Annotated in this window: 18 protein-coding genes; 9 read left to right on the plus strand and 9 right to left on the minus strand. The window is 44.4% G+C overall.

Features of this window, described 5'->3' with window-relative positions; genetic code table 11:
• Positions 1-220: 220 nt before the first annotated feature.
• Positions 221-2,074, minus strand: a complete 1,854-nt coding sequence (locus tag KI742_RS08875; protein ID WP_033906862.1) for an ABC transporter ATP-binding protein — start codon at positions 2,072-2,074, stop codon at positions 221-223.
• A 145-nt stretch (positions 2,075-2,219) separates the two neighbouring features.
• On the opposite strand from KI742_RS08875, the gene KI742_RS08880 reads away from it, so the two are divergent.
• The 4 genes from KI742_RS08880 to fhuB are packed head-to-tail and all read left to right on the plus strand — an operon-like array spanning position 2,220 to position 8,043.
• Positions 2,220-4,322, plus strand: a complete 2,103-nt coding sequence (locus tag KI742_RS08880; RefSeq protein ID WP_213901275.1) for a TonB-dependent siderophore receptor — start codon at positions 2,220-2,222, stop codon at positions 4,320-4,322.
• A gap of 51 nt (positions 4,323-4,373) precedes the next feature.
• Positions 4,374-5,159: an ABC transporter ATP-binding protein gene (locus KI742_RS08885; RefSeq protein ID WP_005375174.1), complete on the plus strand. Its 786-nt coding sequence runs from the start codon at positions 4,374-4,376 to the stop codon at positions 5,157-5,159.
• Positions 5,150-6,079 (plus strand): iron-siderophore ABC transporter substrate-binding protein, encoded by a 930-nt coding sequence (locus KI742_RS08890; protein WP_154203993.1) that lies wholly within the window; start codon positions 5,150-5,152, stop codon positions 6,077-6,079. The genes KI742_RS08885 and KI742_RS08890 overlap by 10 nt, the downstream gene beginning before the upstream one ends.
• A complete protein-coding gene (fhuB, locus tag KI742_RS08895) occupies positions 6,076-8,043 on the plus strand; it encodes a Fe(3+)-hydroxamate ABC transporter permease FhuB (RefSeq protein WP_005383903.1) in 1,968 nt (655 codons plus the stop codon). The genes KI742_RS08890 and fhuB overlap by 4 nt, the downstream gene beginning before the upstream one ends.
• Positions 8,044-8,138: 95 nt before the next feature.
• Here the strand turns inward: fhuB and KI742_RS08900 are convergent, their stop codons facing one another.
• From KI742_RS08900 to KI742_RS08935, 8 genes are all read right to left on the minus strand, one after another.
• Complete coding sequence (locus tag KI742_RS08900; RefSeq protein WP_005375171.1) at positions 8,139-8,987, minus strand: mechanosensitive ion channel family protein; 849 nt, start codon at positions 8,985-8,987, stop codon at positions 8,139-8,141.
• Between the two features lie 95 nt (positions 8,988-9,082).
• Positions 9,083-10,423 carry an HlyD family type I secretion periplasmic adaptor subunit gene (locus tag KI742_RS08905; RefSeq protein ID WP_005383906.1) on the minus strand — a complete coding sequence of 447 codons (1,341 nt, stop codon included), beginning with the start codon at positions 10,421-10,423 and terminating at the stop codon, positions 9,083-9,085.
• Positions 10,398-12,116 (minus strand): type I secretion system permease/ATPase, encoded by a 1,719-nt coding sequence (locus tag KI742_RS08910; protein WP_285385820.1) that lies wholly within the window; start codon positions 12,114-12,116, stop codon positions 10,398-10,400. The genes KI742_RS08905 and KI742_RS08910 overlap by 26 nt, the downstream gene beginning before the upstream one ends.
• A 152-nt stretch (positions 12,117-12,268) precedes the next feature.
• Positions 12,269-12,859, minus strand: coding sequence for a calcium-binding protein (locus tag KI742_RS08915; protein ID WP_005375168.1), 591 nt, complete (start codon positions 12,857-12,859; stop codon positions 12,269-12,271).
• 206 nt (positions 12,860-13,065) lie between these two features.
• The gene (locus tag KI742_RS08920; RefSeq protein WP_005383910.1) at positions 13,066-13,722 is read right to left on the minus strand and encodes a LuxR C-terminal-related transcriptional regulator; all 657 of its coding nucleotides are present in this window, start codon (positions 13,720-13,722) and stop codon (positions 13,066-13,068) included.
• A 228-nt stretch (positions 13,723-13,950) separates the two neighbouring features.
• Complete coding sequence (locus KI742_RS08925) at positions 13,951-14,619, minus strand: LuxR C-terminal-related transcriptional regulator (RefSeq protein WP_021707603.1); 669 nt, start codon at positions 14,617-14,619, stop codon at positions 13,951-13,953.
• Positions 14,620-14,865: 246 nt separating this feature from the next.
• On the minus strand, positions 14,866-15,066 hold the full coding sequence (locus KI742_RS08930) for a restriction endonuclease subunit S (RefSeq protein WP_005375165.1): 201 nt from the start codon (positions 15,064-15,066) through the stop codon (positions 14,866-14,868).
• A 56-nt stretch (positions 15,067-15,122) separates the two neighbouring features.
• Positions 15,123-17,039 carry a methyl-accepting chemotaxis protein gene (locus tag KI742_RS08935; protein ID WP_285385822.1) on the minus strand — a complete coding sequence of 639 codons (1,917 nt, stop codon included), beginning with the start codon at positions 17,037-17,039 and terminating at the stop codon, positions 15,123-15,125.
• Between the two features lie 310 nt (positions 17,040-17,349).
• On the opposite strand from KI742_RS08935, the gene KI742_RS08940 reads away from it, so the two are divergent.
• From KI742_RS08940 to KI742_RS08960, 5 genes are all read left to right on the plus strand, one after another.
• Positions 17,350-18,306 carry a MoxR family ATPase gene (locus KI742_RS08940; protein ID WP_017635415.1) on the plus strand — a complete coding sequence of 319 codons (957 nt, stop codon included), beginning with the start codon at positions 17,350-17,352 and terminating at the stop codon, positions 18,304-18,306.
• Positions 18,307-18,319: 13 nt separating this feature from the next.
• A complete protein-coding gene (locus tag KI742_RS08945) occupies positions 18,320-19,246 on the plus strand; it encodes a DUF58 domain-containing protein (RefSeq protein WP_262629585.1) in 927 nt (308 codons plus the stop codon).
• A 37-nt stretch (positions 19,247-19,283) separates the two neighbouring features.
• On the plus strand, positions 19,284-19,760 hold the full coding sequence (locus KI742_RS08950) for a DUF4381 domain-containing protein (protein ID WP_017821862.1): 477 nt from the start codon (positions 19,284-19,286) through the stop codon (positions 19,758-19,760).
• On the plus strand, positions 19,753-20,757 hold the full coding sequence (locus KI742_RS08955; protein WP_050550100.1) for a VWA domain-containing protein: 1,005 nt from the start codon (positions 19,753-19,755) through the stop codon (positions 20,755-20,757). Before KI742_RS08950 ends, KI742_RS08955 begins: the two co-directional genes overlap by 8 nt.
• A partial coding sequence (locus tag KI742_RS08960) for a VWA domain-containing protein (protein ID WP_285445297.1) occupies positions 20,750-22,216 on the plus strand: 1,467 nt, incomplete at its 3' end. The genes KI742_RS08955 and KI742_RS08960, both read left to right, overlap by 8 nt.

Raw genomic sequence — 22,216 nt, forward strand, 5'->3', positions numbered from 1 at the left:
ATTCGATGTAGAAAACTTTAGCAAAAGCCCATTCGGAGTTCGCGTAAAAAAAGCGTAAAAAATTCAATCACGACAGTGAGTTATAAACATAATCATCATTAAATTGGCCTAACTCAATGAATAATCACAAGTTAACGTTGCCCATTAACGCCTACTTACTCGGTATAAACGACAGACACAAAAAAGAGGAGCATTTGCTCCTCTTTCGTGTAGCGTCATATTAGATGACTTGCAGTTGAGCATCACCTTGCTCAGACAAAAATCCGCCGGTTTGATGCTTCCACAACTGAGCGTAAACACCACCCAATTGCAGCAGCTCGTAATGCGAGCCTTGCTCAATGATTTTGCCGTCATCCATTACAATCAAACGATCCATCGCGGCAATCGTTGATAAACGGTGAGCAATCGCAATCACTGTTTTTCCTTCCATCAGAACTTCAAGGTTTTCTTGAATTGCCGATTCTACTTCTGAATCAAGTGCAGACGTTGCTTCATCCATGATCAAAATTGGCGCGTTTTTCAGCAGAACGCGAGCAATCGCCACGCGTTGACGCTGACCACCAGACAGCTTCACACCGCGTTCACCCACTTCAACGTCATAGCCAACGTTACCTTGCTCGTCTCGTAGAGATTGAATGAAATCATGAGCATGTGCTTTCTCAGCAGCTGCGATAACGGCATCCATTGAAGCATCTGGATCACCGTAAAGAATGTTCTCTTTAATTGAACGATGCAGCAAAGAGGTGTCTTGAGTGATCATACCGATGTGTTGGCGAAGCGACTCTTGTTCGACTTGAGAAATGTCCTGTCCATCAATACAAATCTTACCGGTATTTACGTCGTAAAAACGCAGCAACAAGTTGACCAACGTGGATTTACCTGCCCCAGAACGACCGACAATGCCGACTTTTTCGCCCGGTTTAATGGTCAGATTCAAGTTCTCAAATACTGCCTTCTCATCACTGTAGTTAAAACCTACATGATCAAAGCAGATCTCACCTTGAGAGATTTGCAAAGGCTTAGCATTTGGTACGTCTTTCACTTCAACATCGTTTGAAATAGTATTAATACCGTCTACTACTGTACCGATGTTTTCAAACAGTGCGCTAACTTCCCACATGATCCACTTCGACATACCTTGTACGCGCAATGCAATACTGATGGCAATCGCAATAGCACCAATTGTTACAGCGTGATCTAGCCATAGATAAACCGAAATGGCACTAATAGACATCAGCAGCAAATAGTTGATGGCATCCACACTAAACAGTAAACAAGTCACCATGCGCATTTGGCGGTAAACCGTCACCAAAAATTGCTTCATGCTGCTTTCTGCGTATTCCAACTCTCGTTGCGAGTGCGCGAATAGCTTTACGGTAGATATGTTGGTGTAAGAATCGACAATGCGCCCAGTCATTACAGAACGAGCATCCGCTTGCTCTGTCGCTACTTGTTTCATTTTAGGGATAAAGTAGAACTGGATAACCGCGTACATTCCTATCCAAATCACAATAGGTAGCATTAGCAAACCATCGGCTTCGCCCATCATCCAAAGCATCGAAAGAAAATAAACGCTGATATAAACCAGTACATCCACCAGCTTCATGACCGTTTCCCGTACCGCTAACGCACTTTGCATCACTTTGGTCGCAACTCGGCCTGCAAAGTCACGCTGGAAAAATCCAACCGCTTGTTTTAGCAAGTAACGGTGAATCAACCAACGGATAGACATCGGGTAGTTACCCAATAACGTTTGGTGCATCACCATTGAGTGGACAAAACCGAGAGCTGGCATCACAACCGCCACTAAGAACAGCATCATTAGCATGCGATCACCCTGGTCTTGCCAGAATGTTGCGCGATCTTGATTAGAGAGAATATCGACGAGCTCACCCATATAACGCAACAGCGTCACCTCAGTAATGGCAATAAGCGCACTGAACACAGCCATAACGAGTAAAGGGGCTTCAAAGCCACGAGTGTAAAAACGACAAAAGCCAAATAGCGTCTTCGGTGGCTTTTCGGTTTCCATCTGGGGAAAGGGTTGGGTCAGCTTTTCAAACCAATTGAACATAACAATGACTTTAGGTACCGCGAATGAATTTGCGAACGTTTTACTATCTTTTGATACAAAAGTCAGTAAAATACCGAAACAAAAGCTCAAATGATAATAATTACAATTAAGCTTAGCGTTAATCATAATTATCGGGAATAGATTTATGCAAAAGAATAACTCACTGACCATCGCTATCCGCAACGCGTTGGTTTGTGCTTTCGCACCTACAGCAGTGGTTGCATTCACAGCACAAGCTCAAGAAGACGTCGTACAAGATGACGTGATTGCCATGGAGACCATAACGGTCACCGCGCAAGCACTTAAAGTAGAAACCCCGGCAGCAGAAACGCCGCGCAGCGTATCTATCATTTCTGAAGATGAACTTCGTGTTCGTGCACCGAAAAAGCTAGATGAAGCATTACGCTACACGTCTGGTGTAACCGCTCAGCCTTATGGCGCAGACAACGACACTGATTGGTTCAAAGTTCGTGGATTTGATGCAGCGACTTACCTAAACGGCAACCGCCTATTCCGCGATGGTTACTACACATGGTTGGTCGAACCTTACGGCCTAGAAAGTGTAGAAGTCGTTAAAGGTCCATCGGCTATTCTGTTTGGTGAATCGGCACCAGGCGGTATCGTGAATGCTGTTCAGAAAAAACCAACGTTTACGCCTCAAGGCGAAGTAAAAGTCGAAGTTGGCAACAACCAACACCAATCCGTAGGTTTTGACATTGCTGACGAAGCAAACGACGCAGGCACTGTGCGCTATCGTTTGGTTGGCTTGATGACAAGCCAAGATGGTGAACTGGACGGCACAAACAACGAGCGTTTCTACCTAGCGCCAAGTGTCGAGTTCGACATTTCTGACCGTACAATGCTGACCGTTTTGGCAACTTACCTTCGTGATGACGGTGTACCAACTAACCCATTCTTCCCAGCAGCAGGTACTCTGATTGGTTCTAACTTTGGCAAAATCGATCCTTCGACTAACCTTGGTCAGCCAAACTACGATAAATACGAACGCACGCAGTTTTCTCTGGGTTACTTACTAGAGCACGACATCAATGACACGTGGTCACTCTCGCAAAACCTCAACTACGGTTCGAATGAGTTGTACTTGCGCAGCTCTTACGCGTTCTCAAACAACGATCCAGCGAAAGAAGAGTTAGCGCAAGGCATCGTATTCCGTGACGGAAAAAACCAGAGCATCACGTTCGATAACAATGCTGTCGGCAACTGGATGACAGACAACGCAGAGCACACAGTGCTTATCGGTATGGATCTGCAATTCCACAAAACCGATGGCGACGAGCAGGACAACTACGCATTTGGCACCATCAATCCGTGGAACCCAGTTTACGGCAACTTCACCCCTCTTGATCCTGCCAACAACGTGAAACGTGAGATTGAGAAATCTCAAGCAAGTCTCTATTCACAATACCAATTGAAACTGCATGAACAGTGGATTGGTAACATCGGTGCTCGTTACGACTGGGTGAAAACAGAAAACTCTGGCAAAGGCGCTACCGTTGATCAAAGTGAATCTCGTGATGATGGTCAGCTCTCTCTAAGTGCGGGTGTGATGTACCTTGCAAACAATGGCCTGTCACCTTACGCAAACTACTCTCAGTCGTTTGAAGTGATCAGCACTATTGATGCGGCAACCAATGAACTTTACAAACCGCTGGAAGGCGAGCAAGTAGAAGTGGGTGTAAAGTATGAGCCAAGCTTTATGGATGGCTTTATCAACCTTGCATGGTTCGACATCACGCAAAAGAACGCGTTGGTCACTAACCCATCAACATGGATTGCGACACAAACAGGTGAAGTGACATCTCAAGGTGTTGAGCTAGAAAGCACGGCGCAGCTAACAGACGATCTAAAACTGATGGCAAGCTACACCTACACTAAAGCGAAAACAGATGAGAGCTTTGGCCAAGGTAAAAAACAAGCCGCACTTATTCCTGAGCACCAAGCTTCTGCATGGGTAGACTACAGCGCCTACAGCCTGATTCCAGGCCTCAATATCGGTACTGGTGTGCGCTACGTAGGTGAGTCAAAAGATAACCCTAAGAGCTCGAACCTAACGGTTCCTTCAGTCACTCTTTGGGATGCGTCAGTCACTTACGACATCACTTCACAGTGGCAAGCACAGCTAAACGTGAACAACATCCTAGATAAAGAGTTTGTTTCAGGTTGCGATTACTGGTGTTACTACGGCCAGTCTCGCTCTGTTATGCTAAACGCAAACTACCGCTGGTAATTGTACTTCTACTCCCCTCTATTGAGGGGAGTTTTCTCCTAAGAGCCATCCATGTTTCAACTGTCTAATATTGAGATCGTGCGAGGTGGACGTCAGATCCTCGGCATCGAACAACTTAACATCCCAACAAATGAGCTAACGGTCGTTTTAGGCCATAACGGTTCAGGTAAGTCGACACTGGTGAACCTGCTTTCTGGTCAAATGTCGCCAGATAAAGGCACGGTAACACTAAACGATACTTCCCTTTCATCACTTAAAACCAAAGAGTTGGCAAAACAGATCGCCTATTTGCCACAAAAGCTGCCCTCTTCGGCTGGTTTAACGGTAGAAGAGCTAGTGCGCTTAGGTCGCTTTCCGTGGCGTGGGGCACTTGGTCGTTGGAAAACCGAAGACAAACAGATCATCACGCAGGCTATGGAACGAACAGGAGTTACACCTTTTGCTCAAGCTTTGGCGGATGACTTATCGGGCGGCGAGCGCCAACGCGCTTGGGTGTCTATGCTACTGGCTCAACAATCGCCAATTTTAATTCTCGATGAGCCAACCTCGGCGCTCGATGTTCACCATCAGTTTCAACTAATGGCGCTGCTTGCAGAACTGAATCGAACCGAGAATGTAGGCATTATCGTGATCCTGCACGATCTGAACTTAGCACTGCGCTACGCCACCCACATTGTTGCGCTCAAAAAAGGTAAGATTGCCTTTGAAGGCAACGCCGACATGTTGTTAGACGAGGCACGCCTTTCTAAACTATATGAGTCACCAATTAAGCTGATTGAACACCCAAGCCCGGCTAACACATTAGCGAGCCAAAAGGTGGCTGTTGTATGCGCATAATAGCTCGTTTACTTACTGTGGTTACACAATCTGCTTTTCTCCTCGCATTTTTTATGACCAATGCACATGCAGTCATCACCGTTACCGATGAATATGGTGAGCATAGTTTTGAGCACGCGCCACAACGCGTTGTAGCCTTAAACTGGGACATCTTAGAACAAGTTTTGGCGCTAAACGTAGAACCAATCGCAGCCCCAAATTTACCAGGCTACCGCCAATGGGTCGTCAATCCAACTGCACCAGAGTCAATTGAAGATATTGGAACCCGAGCAGAGCCCAACTTAGAAAAAATAGCCAGTTTGAAACCAGATGTCATCCTTGCTGCGTCTCCACAGCAAGACTTGATTCCGTTACTCAAACAAATTGCTCCGGTAATCTATTTACCTAATTTTTCTGAAAATGAGGCCGCAGCTGAAACGGCCATTCGTCACTTTCGTACACTCAGCAAGCTATTCAATAAAGAGGCACTTGCTGAACAGAAACTGGCAGAATTAGATGCTTCATTTGCGCAGATGCGCCAGCGAATTCGCCACTATTACTCTGCTCCACTCAGCGTTCTTGTGATGCGATTTTCAACCCCGAATACTGTATTACTTGCAACCGAAAACTCCACCACTGACTACGTGGTTAGAAAACTGGGATTACAGGCTCCAATTAAAGAGGACCCACGTGCGTGGGGAGTAAAGCAAGATCGAATCAATCGGCTTCAGAGCCTTCAAAACAGCTACGTTCTCTACGTACAACCTTTCCCAGAAGAACGAAAACTGAAAGAGTCGCCACTTTGGCAAGCGATGCCGTTTGTGAAAAAGCAGCGGGTAAATTCAGTCAGAGCAGTGTGGGCGTATGGCGGTGCCATGTCTTTGCAATACACCGCTGAAGCGATTACCGACAGTCTAATAGAGTTGGCACCAGAACAATGAGAACGAAACATTATATTGGTTATCTGGCGCTGATTACATTACTTAGCGTCTTTAGCCTACAAATTGATACTAATTTATCACTTTTCGAACAATGGCAATTATTAACAAAACCAGAGGTAGCAACCGAGTTTCGTGACGTATTCTTTACGCAAGCGCAGCTTCCTAGGTTAAGTATGACCCTGCTTGTTGGTGCCATGCTTGGTCTCACCGGCAGCTTAATGCAGCAATTAACGCAGAATAACCTCACCTCGCCGTTGACTCTTGGCACCTCTTCTGGTGCTTGGCTTGCATTAGTCGTGGTAAACATTTGGTTCGTCGATTGGGTCGCCGATTACTCTGCATTAGCCGCAATGTTTGGGGCTTTAGTGGCGTTTGGCCTGATCGTATCAATTGCCGGTGTGCGTAATATGACAGGTTTGCCGTTGGTCGTTTCGGGGATGGTGATCAATATCTTGCTCGGTTCTATCGCCACAGCCATTATTATTTTAAACGCCCAGTTCGCACAGAATATTTTTATGTGGGGAGCAGGAGACCTCTCTCAATACAGCTGGGATTGGTTTGAGTGGTTATTGCCTCGCTGCGCTATCGCAATCGTAATTTTGATCGTCGCACCACGTATTCTGACCTTAATGAAACTAGGACAAGAAGGCGCAGCAGCCCGAGGCTTAGCGGTATTACCCGCGTTTGGTGCGTTAATGGTGATGGGTATTTGGCTGGTATCTGCCTCCATCACCGCAGTTGGTATTATCAGCTTCATCGGATTACTGACACCCAATATTGCCAGAGCGATGGGGGCAAGAACACCGCGCGACGAATTGATCAGCAGCATGCTTTTGGGCGCAATGCTACTAATCATCACAGACTCTGCCGCTATCTCGCTGAGCTTATGGTTAGAGGAAACCATTCCTAGCGGCGTAGCGGCTGCAGCTATTGGCGCTCCCGCTTTAATTTGGTTTACTCGTAAAAAACTGACGGCAACCGATCAACTTAACCTTTCAATGAGCCAAGGAAAAACGGCGCTTTCTAAACGCGCGGTATGCAGCATTGCGCTATTCAGTCTGGTTGGGATTCTAGCTTACTCATTCGTTACCCATGGTATAAACGGAATTCAATGGTCTGTGCCAGGTGAGTTCCAATGGCAATTGCGCTGGCCGCGCATGTTAACCGCACTTTCTGTCGGTATTGCGCTATCCGTTGCCGGAATCATTTTGCAACGCATAGTTTACAACCCTCTGGCAAGTCCCGATATTCTCGGTGTGTCTTCCGGAGCCACGTTTGCCATTATTACGACAGGAGTCATCGCTGGGTCGCTTCTCTCCGCATTTAGCTGGGGTATCGCTTTTTTCGGAAGTATGTCCGTATTGATGTTATTGCTGGTTATCGGTAAACGAAGCCATTTTAATCCATCTAACTTCGTGTTGTCCGGCATCGCACTAACGGCACTATTAGAAGCCCTCGTTCAATTTTCGCTAGCTCAAGGCTCAGGTGACAGTTACAAAATTTTATTGTGGCTAACTGGTTCTATTTATCGAGTCACAGCCGACACCGCACTGATGTTATGTTTGGCCATAATAGTTCTGCTTGCCGCTGTATTCTCGATTTCTCGTTGGCTAACACTAATTTCCATCGGGCGACAATTCTCAAATGCACGAGGGCTTAACCCTACCGTAGCCAATACGCTTATGCTCACCATCGTTGCTTTGTTATGCGCCTTTTCTACCGCTACAGTTGGTCCAATATCTTTTGTTGGCTTGGTCGCTCCCCATATGGCGATGATGTTAGGAGCAAGAAAAGTGAAAGAGCAACTGTGTGTCGGAGCCTTAATTGGCGCAACCCTAATGTTGTGGGCAGATTGGCTAGGACAAATCGCTATTTATCCAAGTCAGGTCGCAGCTGGCACGTTGGTCGCTATTATAGGCAGCACTTACTTCCTATTTTTAATGCTGAAGAGTAAATTCAGCTAAGTTGGGAATATTTTGACTGCCTAAAAATACGCTAAGAAACACAAACCCCGCTATTTTGATAGCGGGGTTTGAAATTAAAGGCGAAGTACGATGCTCTATTCTTCTCGCACTACAGGAAAACGTTGCTCATAAAGTTCCATAAAGTCCTTACGAATTAAATGCTCTAAGTGGTTCGCTTTATCGGTTGGGCAGAAAATCATCACGTGCAGAATTTGTTCGCCATTAATGTTACTAGAAATATGCATATGTGGCTCAGAACCAGGAAGGTCAACACCAGCATGTTTTTCAATCATCGCATTGTAACGATGTGCAACATCAGCAAAGTAACTGCAATGTTCTTCAATTTTATCAGTTAAAATCGGTAACAGTGGATACAAATTGACGAAGTCTTTCACCACTACAGAAAAGTTGTGGTAAACGTACCGCTTCATGAAGTTGAGGTTCTTTACTGGATAGGTAAAGAACATACTATTAGGCAATGTCGCTGTTTTGCCGGTGTAATGATATTGCCCGTGATGCAGGTCGATCTCTTGAATCACCGTCGCCATCATATTGTGCTCAATCACTTCACCGCATAACTTCCCGACCTCAATCCAGTCCCCAACGCGAAAAGAACGTGAACTTGCTCTTTGAATCGAACCCGTAAAACACAAAATGATTTCTTTGGATGCCACTACAATGGCAACGGCAATCGCCGTTACACTCAGAGCAAACTCGTTAATTTCTGATTGCCATAAAATAAATAAAATCAGTAATGTAACAGCAAAGGTGCCATTTTTAGTTCTGGACATCCAACTACGCTGATCTTCTGAGAGAAAAGCGTGATCACCACGAATCATCGATAAAATTGCACGACGAATTAACCACATAATCGCAAAGATCAGTGCGGTAAAAATCAATTTATGAGTGAGAAGAAAATCGACAACTAACTGCACTTTCTCCATTCCACGGCTCCCTCGAATAAAAATACGGCCCAGTAACAGCTAACGATAACAAATTATTTTGTCTGTTGTCCGTGCTCACTCAAGTCTTTTTGAAATTACTCCTCTCTGAAGGCGCGATTCATGCTTTCTGTAATTGGCTTTATTAGGTAGCTCAATGGCGTTCGTGGCTCAGATAAAATAAGCACTTCGGCATTCATGCCTGAGGTTAAACGATGTTTTGTCACATCTTCCGGTGAAATTGCAATTCTAGCGAGATAAAAATCTTCTTGGTTTTCTTGCGAGAGCTTATCGGCAGAAATCGTCAGCACAGTACCGTCTAAAGGTGCCAACGTCCGTGCATTCAGAGCGGTCAGACGAACATGCGCTTGCTGGCCTGGATTCACTAAATCAATATCCTGAGGATTAACACGAGCCTCGACTAACAACTTATCGTCTTGCGGGACCAGTTCTAGTAACGTTTCACCCGAGCCAATCACACCTTTTTCGGTAAACACTTGCATGTTGACTACGCGACCAGAAATAGGTGCGTTGATCGTTGTTCTTGCGACAATATCTTGAGCGGAGCGATATTCTTCCCGAATTGCGACAATTTCCGTTTTGGTGTTTCGTAGTTCCTCGACAATCTCATTCAGCCTTTCAAGCTTCAACTCTTCAATTTGCGCTAGGTTCTCATCTAACCTTTTTCTAACGGTGAGCGATTGCCTGTCTAACTGGCTTAAGGTACTTCTCACCTCCGCTGCTAAGCGCTTGAGTTGAAGCAAAGTAGATTTTCCCGAGAAACCTTTTTGCACCAAGGCTTGGTTGCTGTCTATTTCTTCAGCAATAAAGTTGAGTCGTTCCGTCTCAATCACTTTGGTTTGCTGAAGGTTTTCAAGCTCTAAATTTGCTCCAGAAATACTCTGCTCAATGATACTCAGTTTACTATCAAAGAATCGCTTTCTCGCTTCAAAGATCTTGTTTTGAACCAGTTGTGCTTCTTGTACGATATCGACACGGGGAATGCTTTCAAGATCATCAGACCATACAATCGTTGGAAGCTCGTCAAGCTCCGCACTTAAACGGTTTTCCTTTGCTAGAGTATGGATAAAACGACCACTTAACGAGTCCAACTTAGCCATAGCTTGACGCTTAGAAAGTTGAATTAATAACTGACCTTTTTCGACTAAATCCCCTTCCTGTACATATAGCTTTTCAATAATACCGCCTTCTAAATGCTGAATTTCTTGTCGCTTAGTGAGAACTGACAAATCACCATAAGCAATCGCTGCACTTTCTAATTTGGCTGTTGCAGCCCAGTAGCCAAGACCTCCAAGAAAAACACTTAAGGTCACCACACCGAGTAAAATTGGTTTTCGAAAGCTTAGTCTCGCTTTGGGGCTAAAACGATATACGATCTCGGTAGAACTCTGATTAACGGTTGGCAGTTGATTGCTCATTTCTTACCCTTGGGATATCTGTTCTTTCTTCGCCCATCAAACGTTTTAATACTTCATCTTTAGCGCCGTATAACTTGACTCGGCCGTCAGCCAAATACAACAGCCTATCCATTTGTCGTAACGTACTCGGATTGTGGGCAATGACGATAATCGTTGTACTCTGTGCTTTTAAATGGGCAATCAAACGTTGATACGCAGCCTCTCCCTCACCATCGAGGTTGGCATTCGCTTCATCGAAAATCACAATAGATGGGTCGCCATAAACGGCTCTTGCAAGAGCGATTCTCTGCCTTTCCCCCCCAGATAAACCACGGCCATTTTCACCAATAATGCAATCATAGCCTTTGTTTTTCTTGAGTATTAATTCATGACATCCTGCTAGTTGCGCCGCCTTGATGACTTTAGCGGGGTCTTCTTCTTTAAAGCGTGCGATGTTCTCTCGAATTGTGCCAGGAAATAACTCCACCTCTTGAGCGAGATACCCAAAATGTACGCCGCGATCTTCAGATGACCATACGGAGACTTCCATACCATCAAGAGTCACTTTACCCGCTAACGGCTTAACCGTACCTAATAGCAGCCGAGCAAACGTCGATTTACCCGTACCAGAAGGGCCAATCACCCCAACAGCAACACCCGGAGGAATCGATAAGCTGAGCGATGAGAGCACTGGTTCAGTTGCTCCAGGATGGCGATAGGCCAGTCCGGAAAGCTCATAGTGTCCTTTTGGTTTAGGCAGTGGCATATCTGATTCATCTTGGCGCACGATCGCATCGATTTCTTTCAACCTTTTATAGGCGCCTTTAGCAGACATCGCGCTTCGCCACGTGCCTATCGCCTGCTCCATCGGCGATAATGCCCGACTCATTAATATGGAGCTCGCGATCATCGCCCCTGCCGTTATCTCATGTTGGATAACTAACCATGCACCACCTCCCAGTAAAAATATCTGTAATGAGCCACGTACAAACTTAGAAAAGTTAGCCATGTAGATGGACTTACCTGCAACTCGCTCTTCAAGCACATTCACTTCACTCACGCGCGACTGCCACTTCTCTAAAAATGCATTCATCATCCCCATTGCGAGAATTGAATTGGAGTTTTGCGTGGCTAATTCTGCGTTGTTGATATGAGAAATCGCTCTGACTTCGCTCTCTTGCATTGTTTTACGCGTCATCAGCTCATTGAGTAGACCTAGGCTAAACAATACGATAGATCCAAGTAACGCGATGTGACCTAGTATCGGGTGCAATAAATACACAAATAAAATAAACAGCGGTGTCCAGGGCGCATCCAACAGTGGATAAGGTGCTTGACTGCTCAAAAAGCTTTTGATGTTCTGAATGTCTCTCAGAGTTTGCGAGGTATAACTCTTCCCGGTATGTGATTGATATTGAATCGTGCGCTTGAGCATGAAAGCGGAGAGTTTTGTATCCATCCAATAACCAAAAGATTTACTCATTTGTGCTCGTGCAATGTCGATGATGGACATGGTTAACAGCGCGACAATTACGATGACAGTGAGCAAGAATAAAGTATCGGTTGAGTAGGAGGATATCACTCGGTTGTACACTTGAAGCATGTACAACGGAATCGAGAGAACCAATAAGTTGATTAAAAGGCTAAAAACGATCAGCAAGCCCGCAAGCGTGCATAGTTTTTGTTTCACTTCTTTGAAAACCGTTTTTTGCACGACTACTTCCGTTTAACGTGAAAATTGTAGGCGCCAGAAATACTAGCGCCTAGCTTAAGGTAACCTCAAATCGCTCTAGAGTGTCCGATTAGTTCACCTCAGCATGGCAGAGCCACGCAAACTAATTCCCATCCAGAGTTATTTTCAGTCGTTTAGATTACGAACAGATCTGCACCATAGGTGTTGATGTCAGTTTCAGTCACGCCAATAAGTTTCACTGTTAGATCAGCCCCATCGGTAAACACTGCATTCCCAACTGCATCGTAGCTAAAGCTTAAATCACCAAAGTCAGTGACAGAGTCGCTAATGATGTGCAAAGAGTCTTCACCAATGGTGAAGTCAACAACTTTGGCTTCGCCATGGCCACCAAACTTATCCGTGAACACAAACTTATCGCCATTGCTGCCGCCAACTAAAACGTTGTCACCAGAACCAGCAACAAGAATATCTTCACCGACACCACCATTTAATTTATTGTCGCCCAGCAAACCCAACAGCAAGTCATTACCGGTACCACCGCCGAGGTAGTCGTTTCCTGTACCAGCCCTAAGGATGTCATCTCCTGCACCACCGGTTAGGCGATCATCGCCGTCGCCGCCGATCACATAATCATTACCGCCACCGCCAACAAACGAGTCATTACCACCAAAACCGATAAACAAATCATCGCCGCCATCGAAATCAGCAAATTGGTTATTTACACCTGCATCGCCTAAATACGTGTCATTGTCACTTGCGCTCATTTTTATTCCCTCTTAGCTTATTAATTGAATAGACCTTCTGTTCCACGTCTGACTAGATTCGTCACGACATGAGAAGTCTAATAGTCAACTGAATAGGAATAAGTTTGAATATGGGATGATATTTCAGACTGACATTTTAATAATAAATATAAAATTTAGTACTTTATAGAGTATTTTCTTTTTATTACAGCAAGTTAATACTAGTACTACAGGTTTCTCTTAGCCCAACTTGTAGCTTGCGTACGGTTCTTTACTTCTAACTTTCTAAAAATATTGTATAGATGTGATTTAATAGTATGCTCGCTGATAAATAAAGAATCAGCGATTTCCATATTTGAACCACCTTCTTTCAACATTTTTAAAACCTGAACTTCACGCCGAGTAAGCTCAACCTCAATAGCAGGTTCGATAATGTTATTTGCTTCTCTACCTCGATAATAATTTACTAGCTGATCAAGTAATCTTCGAGACAGCCAATTATCCCCTTTTATTATTGCTTTTAATCCCTGACAAACCTTGTCCATTGAATCTCCTGGACCAAATATACCTTTTACATGAGGCCAAGAAGCGAGTTCTTCTGTGTCTAAGTCATAACCTAGATTAAGCATTATGGTTCCTAGCACTTTATTACTATCTTTTAAATAAACTAAAGTTTCGGAAGGAATCTCAACTGAAAAATCAACAAGCAAAAAGTAGCGTTCCGGAATGAGTTCATGATAACTAGGGTTTTTAGTATCAATGATCGTTATTTTAGTTTCTGTATTTTTAGAAAGCATTTCCTTAAAGTTTTCACTCTGTAAACTTTGTTGAGTGAGCATTAGGATTTCAGGCTTTTCCATATACTGTTCCATAATGTTTCTCATACTTTCAGTGACTTAACATTCTTAAATTAGTAGTTAATCGTCAGCACTTAGTTTGATATGTAAGTGCTAGTTCACAGAGTAAAGTTATTTGCTACTTTTTTAAATTCTAAAGTTATTAAAAAGAGAACCAAAAAAAGTGTTTCTCATAAAAGAAACACTTTTAACACATTCAGGTCACAGAAATTATTAAGAGTTTACTAAATTAGGCAACCTAATATTGCAATAGCATTACACCGTTAACGAGTTGTCTGAAATATTTTCCTTTGCCCAAATAAGTGCTTGAACTCTATTTTTTACATCAATCTTCTTGAAAATATTATGTAAATGCGTTTTTACCGTATTCTCGCTGACAAATAATTGTTCGGCGATTTGTTGATTGGACGCCCCCATGGAAAGAAAGGTAATTATTTGTTGCTCTCGTTTGGTCAGAATAGCGGAAACATTCTTATTTATAGGTTTGCAATGTCGACGAAGGTAAGTAATGTACTGCTGAGAAAACTTACGGCTGAACCACATATCTCCTTGAAGCACCTTACCAATACCAACTTGCAACGTTTTTATATCATCAGAGGTATAGAAAATACCGGCCAAAGTACGCCAAGCAAAGAGATCTTCTGTCGATATGGATTGCTCACAATTAATTAAGATTTCAAGCGTGTCTTTCTGCTTGGCCGCTTTAAACTCCGCATAACGGCGAAAAATTTCATCCGTGATCACGCTGCAATCAACAATAATGGCTGATGCAAGAGATTCATGTAACACTCCGTGAATCAGATTATCTGGCGTGATTAGAGCAACACTAATACCGAGTTTGGTCTCCAATACATCTTTCAACAGAGATGACTGTAGACTTCCCTCCGTGATTAAAATAACGTTTCTTTTTTTTTGCTGCTCCATCCTGATCGCATTCCCTTGGTCGTTTTTATTGAAATACGCAATAGATTTAGATAGAGCGGTAGTATTGTCAAGTATGAAAATCACTAGTACTAATTAATAACTCATTGAAGTGTCAATAATTTTTAAGTGGCAAGTATATGAGAGGTATTAGCATTTTTCAGACATTAAAAAAGGGAGTATAAACTCCCTTTTTGTGTTTGAGCAGGTGATTTAATCACGCACGTTAGAGGCAAAACACCACCTAACTTAGTGGATTGGAACAGCGTTTTTTTGGTTAAACTTACCAAAGTGTTGTTCTAACACTTCTGGCGTCAGCTTACCTTCCGCTTCCAGCTTTTTCAGCTCAGCGACGATCGCTTTTTGCTCTTCTAGCGACGGCAGTTTTACTTCTGGCTCCTGAGCGGTTTCTTGAGAAATTTGCTCTAGTTCTTTTTCGAAGTCATTCATAGTACTTACCTAAAATTAATGATTGAACTTTTAAACTTCGCCTATTCTATCCAACTCTATAACTTGAAGCTACCAACCATCTTGTCTAAACGAGAAGAGAGCGCTTGAAGATCGCGACTTGCATCCGCCAACTCTTCTGCTGTCGCGGTTGTCATTTCATTTATCGCGTTGATTTCTTCGATATTTTGATTAATGGTATGCACCACCGTGGATTGCTCTTCCGTCGCCGTTGCAACTTGTGTATTACGATCAGAGATGTCGGTGATTCGTTCAGAAATACTGATTAATACCTCGACTGCTTCATCGGTAGAAGTAACCCCTTCTATGGTGACCGCTTTGCCCGCTTCCATAGCATTTACCGCGTCTTGTGCGTCACTTTGAAGCTGATTGATCATGCGCTGAATCTCTTCTGTAGAATCAGCCGTGCGTGAAGCTAGGTTTCTTACCTCATCAGCAACAACCGCAAAACCACGTCCCTGCTCACCAGCACGAGCAGCTTCAATTGCAGCGTTTAGCGCAAGTAAATTCGTTTGCTCAGAGATGTCACGAATTACACCCAGAATCGAGCCAATATCTTTGGTTGTCGATGCCAACTGCGTAACAACAATATTGGTTGTTTCAACATCATCGGCTAGGCGGCTGATCACCTCTTTTGCTTTCATCACAACTTCTCGACCAGTTTGAGTGTTATCTGAAGCCTGATTTGCCGTATCAGCAGCGGTAGCAGCGTTCGATGCAATTTCACTGATGGTCGCACCCATTTGGTTGATAGCTGCAACTACTTGAATGGTTTGATCACGCTGCTCTTGGCTGTTGTCGTGTGTGGATGTTGCTTTCGTTGACACACTTTCTGCCGCTTGACTTAATGAGCCACTGGTTAGAGCAACCTCTTTCATCGTGGCATGAATCTTCTCAATAAATCCATTAAAGCCTTTTGAAAGCTGAGCAATTTCATCATTACTCTTAATTTCAATACGCTGCGCCAAATCGCCTTCACCTTGCCCAAGGTCGGTAAAACGATCGGCAATCAGTCGGATTGGTTTCGTAATGCTGTTTGCTAACCATACGCCCATGAGGATGAATACAACGGCAACAATGATGGTCGTAAACAGCATTTTTTTAGCTGTCACATTCAGGTCTGCGAATACTTCATCAACGGGAACCACGCCAATAACAAACCAGTTCATTGAAGGAACATACAAACTAGAAGCAAAAGTATCCTGCCCTTCAAACTCCACATTAATTAGGTTGAAGCTATTTTTGTTCAACAGCGCACTTGCGTCACTACCAAATAGTTTAGTGATAGAAGTTTGGTTCTTACCTTGTTGGCGGTGTATTTGAATCTGGCCTTGTTCATTAGTGAGGAACACGTAACCCGTATCTTCAATTTTAAACCCATTGAGCAAAGCAACCATGTCTCCCATAGATTTAGAGAGACCTGACATTGATGTACCATTAAGATCTTGGAAATTGGCAAACATTTTCACTTCGCCATTTGCCTCTTGGAACACACTCACGGACGTTTCTTGACCAGACGACGTAAATCCAAAGAACCAAGCATCTTGCGTTCGGTTAAGTTGACGTAAGAATCCGTTTTGATTCCAGTAATATGCCGTTTGACGATTCGCTACCGACGCATCATTAAGACCATACTGTGATTTAACGTTATTGAGCTGCTGAACCAACTGAACTTCTACTGACGGATCACGGTCTGTATTAGATAGGGCTTCAACAATAAATTCGTTTGTAGCCAGCTGTTTTGCCGCTTGTTGCATTTCGACAACTTCGCGGTCAATTTCGGTATTGATTTGCTGCAACATCGCAGGTAGCTCGATGTCAATAAGACGATGGCTCAATACATCTCTCGCATGACGCTGAGCCATAACACCAACAATGATTGTTGATGCTAGAACAGCAAACGTAATGCCAAGTACAACCTTCTGTTTGATGCTCAAGGAATGAAGTTTCAACATATTCGGACCTTTTAAAAGAATCACTTGTTATTGGCCCCACAAGGGGAATCAGGTGCATATCTCATGACACGCACACCACGGAATCTTTATCGGCTCATATGTACAAAACTAGAGGCATTTCTCATTATATTATGAAAAATAAATGTAACACACTGTCAAATAAGCACTTTCAGAGATAGCACGTACTTGCAATTCTCTGTAGCGTCCCAATATTGAAAAGATAAATTGCAATAGAGCGTTGGAACTTTTTTCACATGGAAAATGACCAATACTCAACACGAAAATCATATGGATACCGAGAGTCCAAAGCATGCATAAATCTAACTTCGAAACTCTTCAGCAATACTTAGAGTCGCAGATCATCGGACAGCAAGATCTGGTAAAGCAACTGCTTGTTGCGCTTCTTGCGGATGGGCATATTTTAGTTGAAGGCCCTCCTGGGTTAGCAAAAACCCGTGCAGTAAAATCACTCTCAGACTGTGTTGAAGGCGACTTCCACCGCATTCAGTTCACCCCTGATTTGCTGCCAGCCGATTTAACCGGCACCGATATCTTCCGTCCCGAAACCGGAGAATTCACTTTCCAATCAGGTCCTATCTTCAACTCGCTTATTCTTGCGGATGAGATAAACCGTGCACCAGCCAAAGTACAAGCGGCAATGCTTGAAGCAATGGCAGAGAAACAAGTCACAGCAGGTCGTCATACCTACCCGCTGCCAGAGTTGTTTTTGGTTATGGCAACTCAAAACCCGATAGAGCAAGAAGGGACCTACCCCCTTCCTGAAGCGCAGCTAGACCGCTTTTTATTGCATTTAGAAGTGGAATACCCAGATGCGGAGCATGAGCTATCTATCTTGCGTATTAACCGCGGAGAAGCAAAAGGCGAAGCAAAGGTTGAACGCCCAATGTTAAGCCAACAAGATATATTCACCGCACGTAAAGAAGTGTTGGATATTCATATGGCAGAAACGATAGAGCAGTACATCGTCCGTTTAGTTATGGCGACACGTCAAGCCAACAAATATGACACTGAGTTGGACAAATGGTTGTCAATGGGTGTGAGTCCGCGTGCTACCATCGCTCTTGATCGCTGTGCACGTGCGCACGCTTGGCTTGCTGGTCGTGATTTTGTCTCTCCGGAAGATGTTCAAACCATGGCTTATCCGGTACTGCGCCACCGTTTATTATTGAGTTACCACGCTCAAGCTGAAGGCATTACGGCAAACCAGGTCATCGATAAACTGCTAAACCTTGTTGGCAGTGCATAAACGAGTGAGTGATATGTCCGCTACACATTCATTACCACCTCATGCGAATGGGGTGACATTAACCCTTGAAGAGCTGCTCCAATATCGCACTCAATCTGTACGTTGGTTACCACCAGCACAGAGTCTCTGGTCGCAGATGAGTGGTAACCATACCAGTCGCCAAAAAGGGCGAGGTATGGATTTTATGGAGGTGCGCCAATATCAACCTGGCGACGATATTCGCAGCATTGATTGGCGAGTCACCGCTAGGACCGGTAAAGCACATACGAAGTTGTTTGCAGAAGATAAAGAGCAAGCGGTCATTCTTTATCTTGATCTAAGTTCTAGTCTACATTTTGGATCTAAGTATGTACTCAAATCCGTTCAATTGGCCCACTTTGCCAGTGTTCTAATTTGGCTAACTCTAGCTAAAAAAGATCGCATCGGCGCAGTGATTGATGACGGACATCAATGTCTTGAATTTCGCCCCTCTTCTTTACAAAGACAAGGGCTGCGGATTCTTAACGCCATAGTCGACATACATAATGCGCAAGTAACTCGTACGGCAAGCAACGACACTCGTACACTGCCTTATACACAAGTATTGGAGACACTTCATACGCTCACCCCAAAAGGCAGCGAATTGATTATGCTCAGTGACTTTGCCCACGTAACACCAACGAAACTGGCACAACTACGTCGACTCAAACAACACAATAGCGTAAGGGCCGTTCAGTTTTATGATCCGTTAGAAAGAGGCGAAACAGACTTTAGAGGTCAAGTGAAAGCTTCGGATGGGCTGCATAGTCAATGGTTTAACTTTGGCTCTAAAGGACAACGAAGAGAACTCGAAAGCCACTTTACCCAACATCAAGAAACCATTAAGCAGCAGTGCCATTCGATAGCAATTCCATTTAACACGCTATCAAGTGGCTGGCCCTTAATTTCACAATTAAGCTAACAAACTGACAAGCAGTATTTATTAAGCAGTAATAATAATGACAACAAACAACCAAAGCCTAGACCTTGAACCTTTGATTTTGCCAAACGCACCGGATTGGTTTCCGCTCGCTTGGGGATGGTGGGTGGTGCTTGCAGCAACCTTGCTGTTCGTTTTCGGCATTTGTCTTTATGTGAGATGGCGTAAAAAACACTTACGCGCAAAAAAGACAGCATTAACACTTTTAACTCAACCTACCGCGCCTCATACCCCTTCCTCTGCTCTGGAAATATTGCGCCAGGCAGCATTGAGTTACTTTCCGCGTGAAGAGATCGCACCATTAACTGGAATCGCTTGGTATGAATTTCTCGATAGCCATACCAAAGAAAGTCGATTCGTAGACAAACAACATCAGTGGCAAGAAGCGTTGTATCAGAATTCTTCCCAAGGGCAGCATCAAAGCTTGGTAGACGATTGTGTCTTTTGGATAACCTACGCTTTGCCACCAAAGAAAAAGGCAAATAACCGTGACTGAGCAAACACTCATAACCGATCTTGCCCAATGGCTAAACATTGAATTTGTCTGGTGGTGGGCACTGTTTTTGTTGCCCATCCCCTGGCTGGTATACAAGTTTCTGCCACAAGAATCTCAACAAGCCGAGATCAAATTGGCGTACTTACCAACTAATGAGAATCGCAGCAAGCCTAAGCAAGCGCTGCAAAAAGCACTTTCAATCGCGATCTGGGGCCTTCTTGTCGTCGCTTGTGCGCGTCCAGTTTGGTTTGGCGATCCCGTTGAATTCCAACCCAAGTATCGGGACTTGATGTTAGTCGTCGATCTGTCCGGTTCGATGCAGCAGGAAGACATGGAACTCAACGGCGAATATATCGATCGCCTCACAGCAGTCAAAAAAGTTCTGTCTGATTTCGTAGCAAAGAGAAAAGGTGACCGTCTCGGAGTTGTTTTGTTTGGCGACCATGCTTATTTGCAAACACCACTCACTGCAGACCGCAAAAGCGTCATGCAACAGATTAATCAAACCGTCATCGGCTTGGTTGGTCAACGAACCGCCATTGGTGATGGTATTGGGTTAGGCACAAAAACCTTTGTAGACAGTGATGCTCCCCAACGAGTCATGATTTTGCTCAGTGACGGCAGCAATACTGCAGGGGTACTCGAGCCGCTAGAAGCAGCGGAAATTGCGAAAAAATACAACGCCACTATTTACACCGTGGGCGTGGGCGCTGGTGAAATGATGGTGAAAGAGTTTTTCATGACTCGCAAAGTCAACACCGCAGCCGACTTAGATGAACAAACACTGACTAAAGTGGCAGAGGTGACAGGTGGACAATATTTTCGAGCGCGAGATACGGAAGAGCTCGAAAAGATTTATGACACCATCAACCAGCTAGAACCCGTATCTAGCGACACACAAACTTGGCGCCCACAGTCTGAATGGTTTCCATATCCATTAAGCGCTGCATTTGTATTATCGGTATTGTTATTCCTATTAAGGAGAAAACATGGCTGAGTTTATTTTCCTCAATCCTTATTGGCTTTTGGGGCTCATCGTGATCCCTATAGCACTCTTGCTTAATCACAAATTTAGAGCCCAAAAGTCCACACTGATTGCCCCTCACCTATCGCGGATGCTCGGACAAAACACGCAGTCTAAGCATTACTTCACTCTATGGGGTTTAGCTTGGGCAATAACTTGCATTTCATTAGCGGGGCCAAGCTGGCAGTCCAATGCTCGACCAAGCTTTGAGTTAAACCAAAACCGTATCTTGGTGCTTGATATGTCTCGCTCTATGTTTGCTACAGACATCAAACCCAATCGGCTAGCACAAACACGTTATAAGGCGCTCGATTTGCTGCCTAAATGGAAAGAGGGAGCCACTGGACTTATTGCTTACGCTGGCGATGCCTATAACTTAAGTCCACTGACAACTGATTCCAGCACGCTTGCGGGCATTATCGAAAATTTGTCACCAGAGCTGATGCCTTTTCAAGGAGCAAACCTGCCTGCCGCGATTGAACTTGCGATCAACCAGTTTTCTCAAGCCGGCACGCAACAAGGCGATATCATCGTGTTAGCGGATGATCTTGATACGTCAGAGCTGTCTCGCGCGTTAGATTTAGTCCAAGGTACAAAGTTTCGCATTTCTGTTCTTGCCGTCGGGACTCCTAACGGTGCGCCTATCGCGCTGCCCGATGGCTCTCTGCTAAAAACGGCACAAGGCACAACCGTCGTAGCGAAAACAAATCTGAAAAATCTACAAACGCTAGCGAATAAGACTGGTGGCCTATTTGTTCCTATTCAACACACCAACCGTGATGTTGAAAACATCGCGGCCTTTACCAATAACATTGGTAGCCAGCTTTCTGCGACCCAAAGCGAAGAAGTTAAAACTGATTCTCGTCTCAACAGTGGCTTTTGGTTACTGCCGTTGTTACTTCTTCCTGCGGCTTTACTGTTTCGACGCGGCCTGATTTGGATGGTAGTTGCGACTGTAGTCCCAGTAACGTGGACACCGCATGCAGAAGCTAATCCGTTCTTAAATGCCGACCAACAAGGAGCGGAACTATACAAGCAAGGTGAGTATGAACAGGCGCAAAACCTATTTACAAACCCAAGCTGGAAAGGAGCCGCCAGTTATCAAAAAGGTGACTACGAAGCCGCTATCGAAGCATTTTCTCATGATGCCTCCCTTAACGGCCGCTATAACCTCGCCAACTCGCTCGCTAAAAATGGTCAATTAGAAGATGCGGCTGATTTGTATAAAAAACTGCTAGAGGAAAAGCCTAACTTTGAAGCCGCGAAGAAAAACCTATCGGTTGTAGAAGAAAAGCTAAAACAGCAACAGCAACAGCAACAGCAACAGCAACAGCAACAGCAACAGCAACAGCAACAGCAACAGCAACAGCAACAGCAACAGCAACAGCAACAGCAACAGCAACAGCAACAGCAACAGCAACAGCAACAGCAA

Source organism: Vibrio sp. D417a, from assembly GCF_030248595.1.
GTDB classification, from domain to species: Bacteria; Pseudomonadota; Gammaproteobacteria; order Enterobacterales; family Vibrionaceae; genus Vibrio; species Vibrio alginolyticus.

Excerpts from the sequence above, each read along its gene's own strand:
- KI742_RS08875 (WP_033906862.1), bottom strand. The coding sequence starts at position 2,074 with ATGTTCAATTGGTTTGAAAAGCTGACCCAACCCTTTCCCCAGATGGAA.
- KI742_RS08880 (WP_213901275.1), top strand. The coding sequence starts at position 2,220 with ATGCAAAAGAATAACTCACTGACCATCGCTATCCGCAACGCGTTGGTT.
- KI742_RS08885 (WP_005375174.1), top strand. The coding sequence starts at position 4,374 with ATGTTTCAACTGTCTAATATTGAGATCGTGCGAGGTGGACGTCAGATC.
- KI742_RS08890 (WP_154203993.1), top strand. The coding sequence starts at position 5,150 with ATGCGCATAATAGCTCGTTTACTTACTGTGGTTACACAATCTGCTTTT.
- fhuB (WP_005383903.1), top strand. The coding sequence starts at position 6,076 with ATGAGAACGAAACATTATATTGGTTATCTGGCGCTGATTACATTACTT.
- KI742_RS08900 (WP_005375171.1), bottom strand. The coding sequence starts at position 8,987 with ATGGAGAAAGTGCAGTTAGTTGTCGATTTTCTTCTCACTCATAAATTG.
- KI742_RS08905 (WP_005383906.1), bottom strand. The coding sequence starts at position 10,423 with ATGAGCAATCAACTGCCAACCGTTAATCAGAGTTCTACCGAGATCGTA.
- KI742_RS08915 (WP_005375168.1), bottom strand. The coding sequence starts at position 12,859 with ATGAGCGCAAGTGACAATGACACGTATTTAGGCGATGCAGGTGTAAAT.
- KI742_RS08920 (WP_005383910.1), bottom strand. The coding sequence starts at position 13,722 with ATGAGAAACATTATGGAACAGTATATGGAAAAGCCTGAAATCCTAATG.
- KI742_RS08925 (WP_021707603.1), bottom strand. The coding sequence starts at position 14,619 with ATGGAGCAGCAAAAAAAAAGAAACGTTATTTTAATCACGGAGGGAAGT.
- KI742_RS08930 (WP_005375165.1), bottom strand. The coding sequence starts at position 15,066 with ATGAATGACTTCGAAAAAGAACTAGAGCAAATTTCTCAAGAAACCGCT.
- KI742_RS08935 (WP_285385822.1), bottom strand. The coding sequence starts at position 17,039 with ATGTTGAAACTTCATTCCTTGAGCATCAAACAGAAGGTTGTACTTGGC.
- KI742_RS08940 (WP_017635415.1), top strand. The coding sequence starts at position 17,350 with ATGCATAAATCTAACTTCGAAACTCTTCAGCAATACTTAGAGTCGCAG.
- KI742_RS08945 (WP_262629585.1), top strand. The coding sequence starts at position 18,320 with ATGTCCGCTACACATTCATTACCACCTCATGCGAATGGGGTGACATTA.
- KI742_RS08950 (WP_017821862.1), top strand. The coding sequence starts at position 19,284 with ATGACAACAAACAACCAAAGCCTAGACCTTGAACCTTTGATTTTGCCA.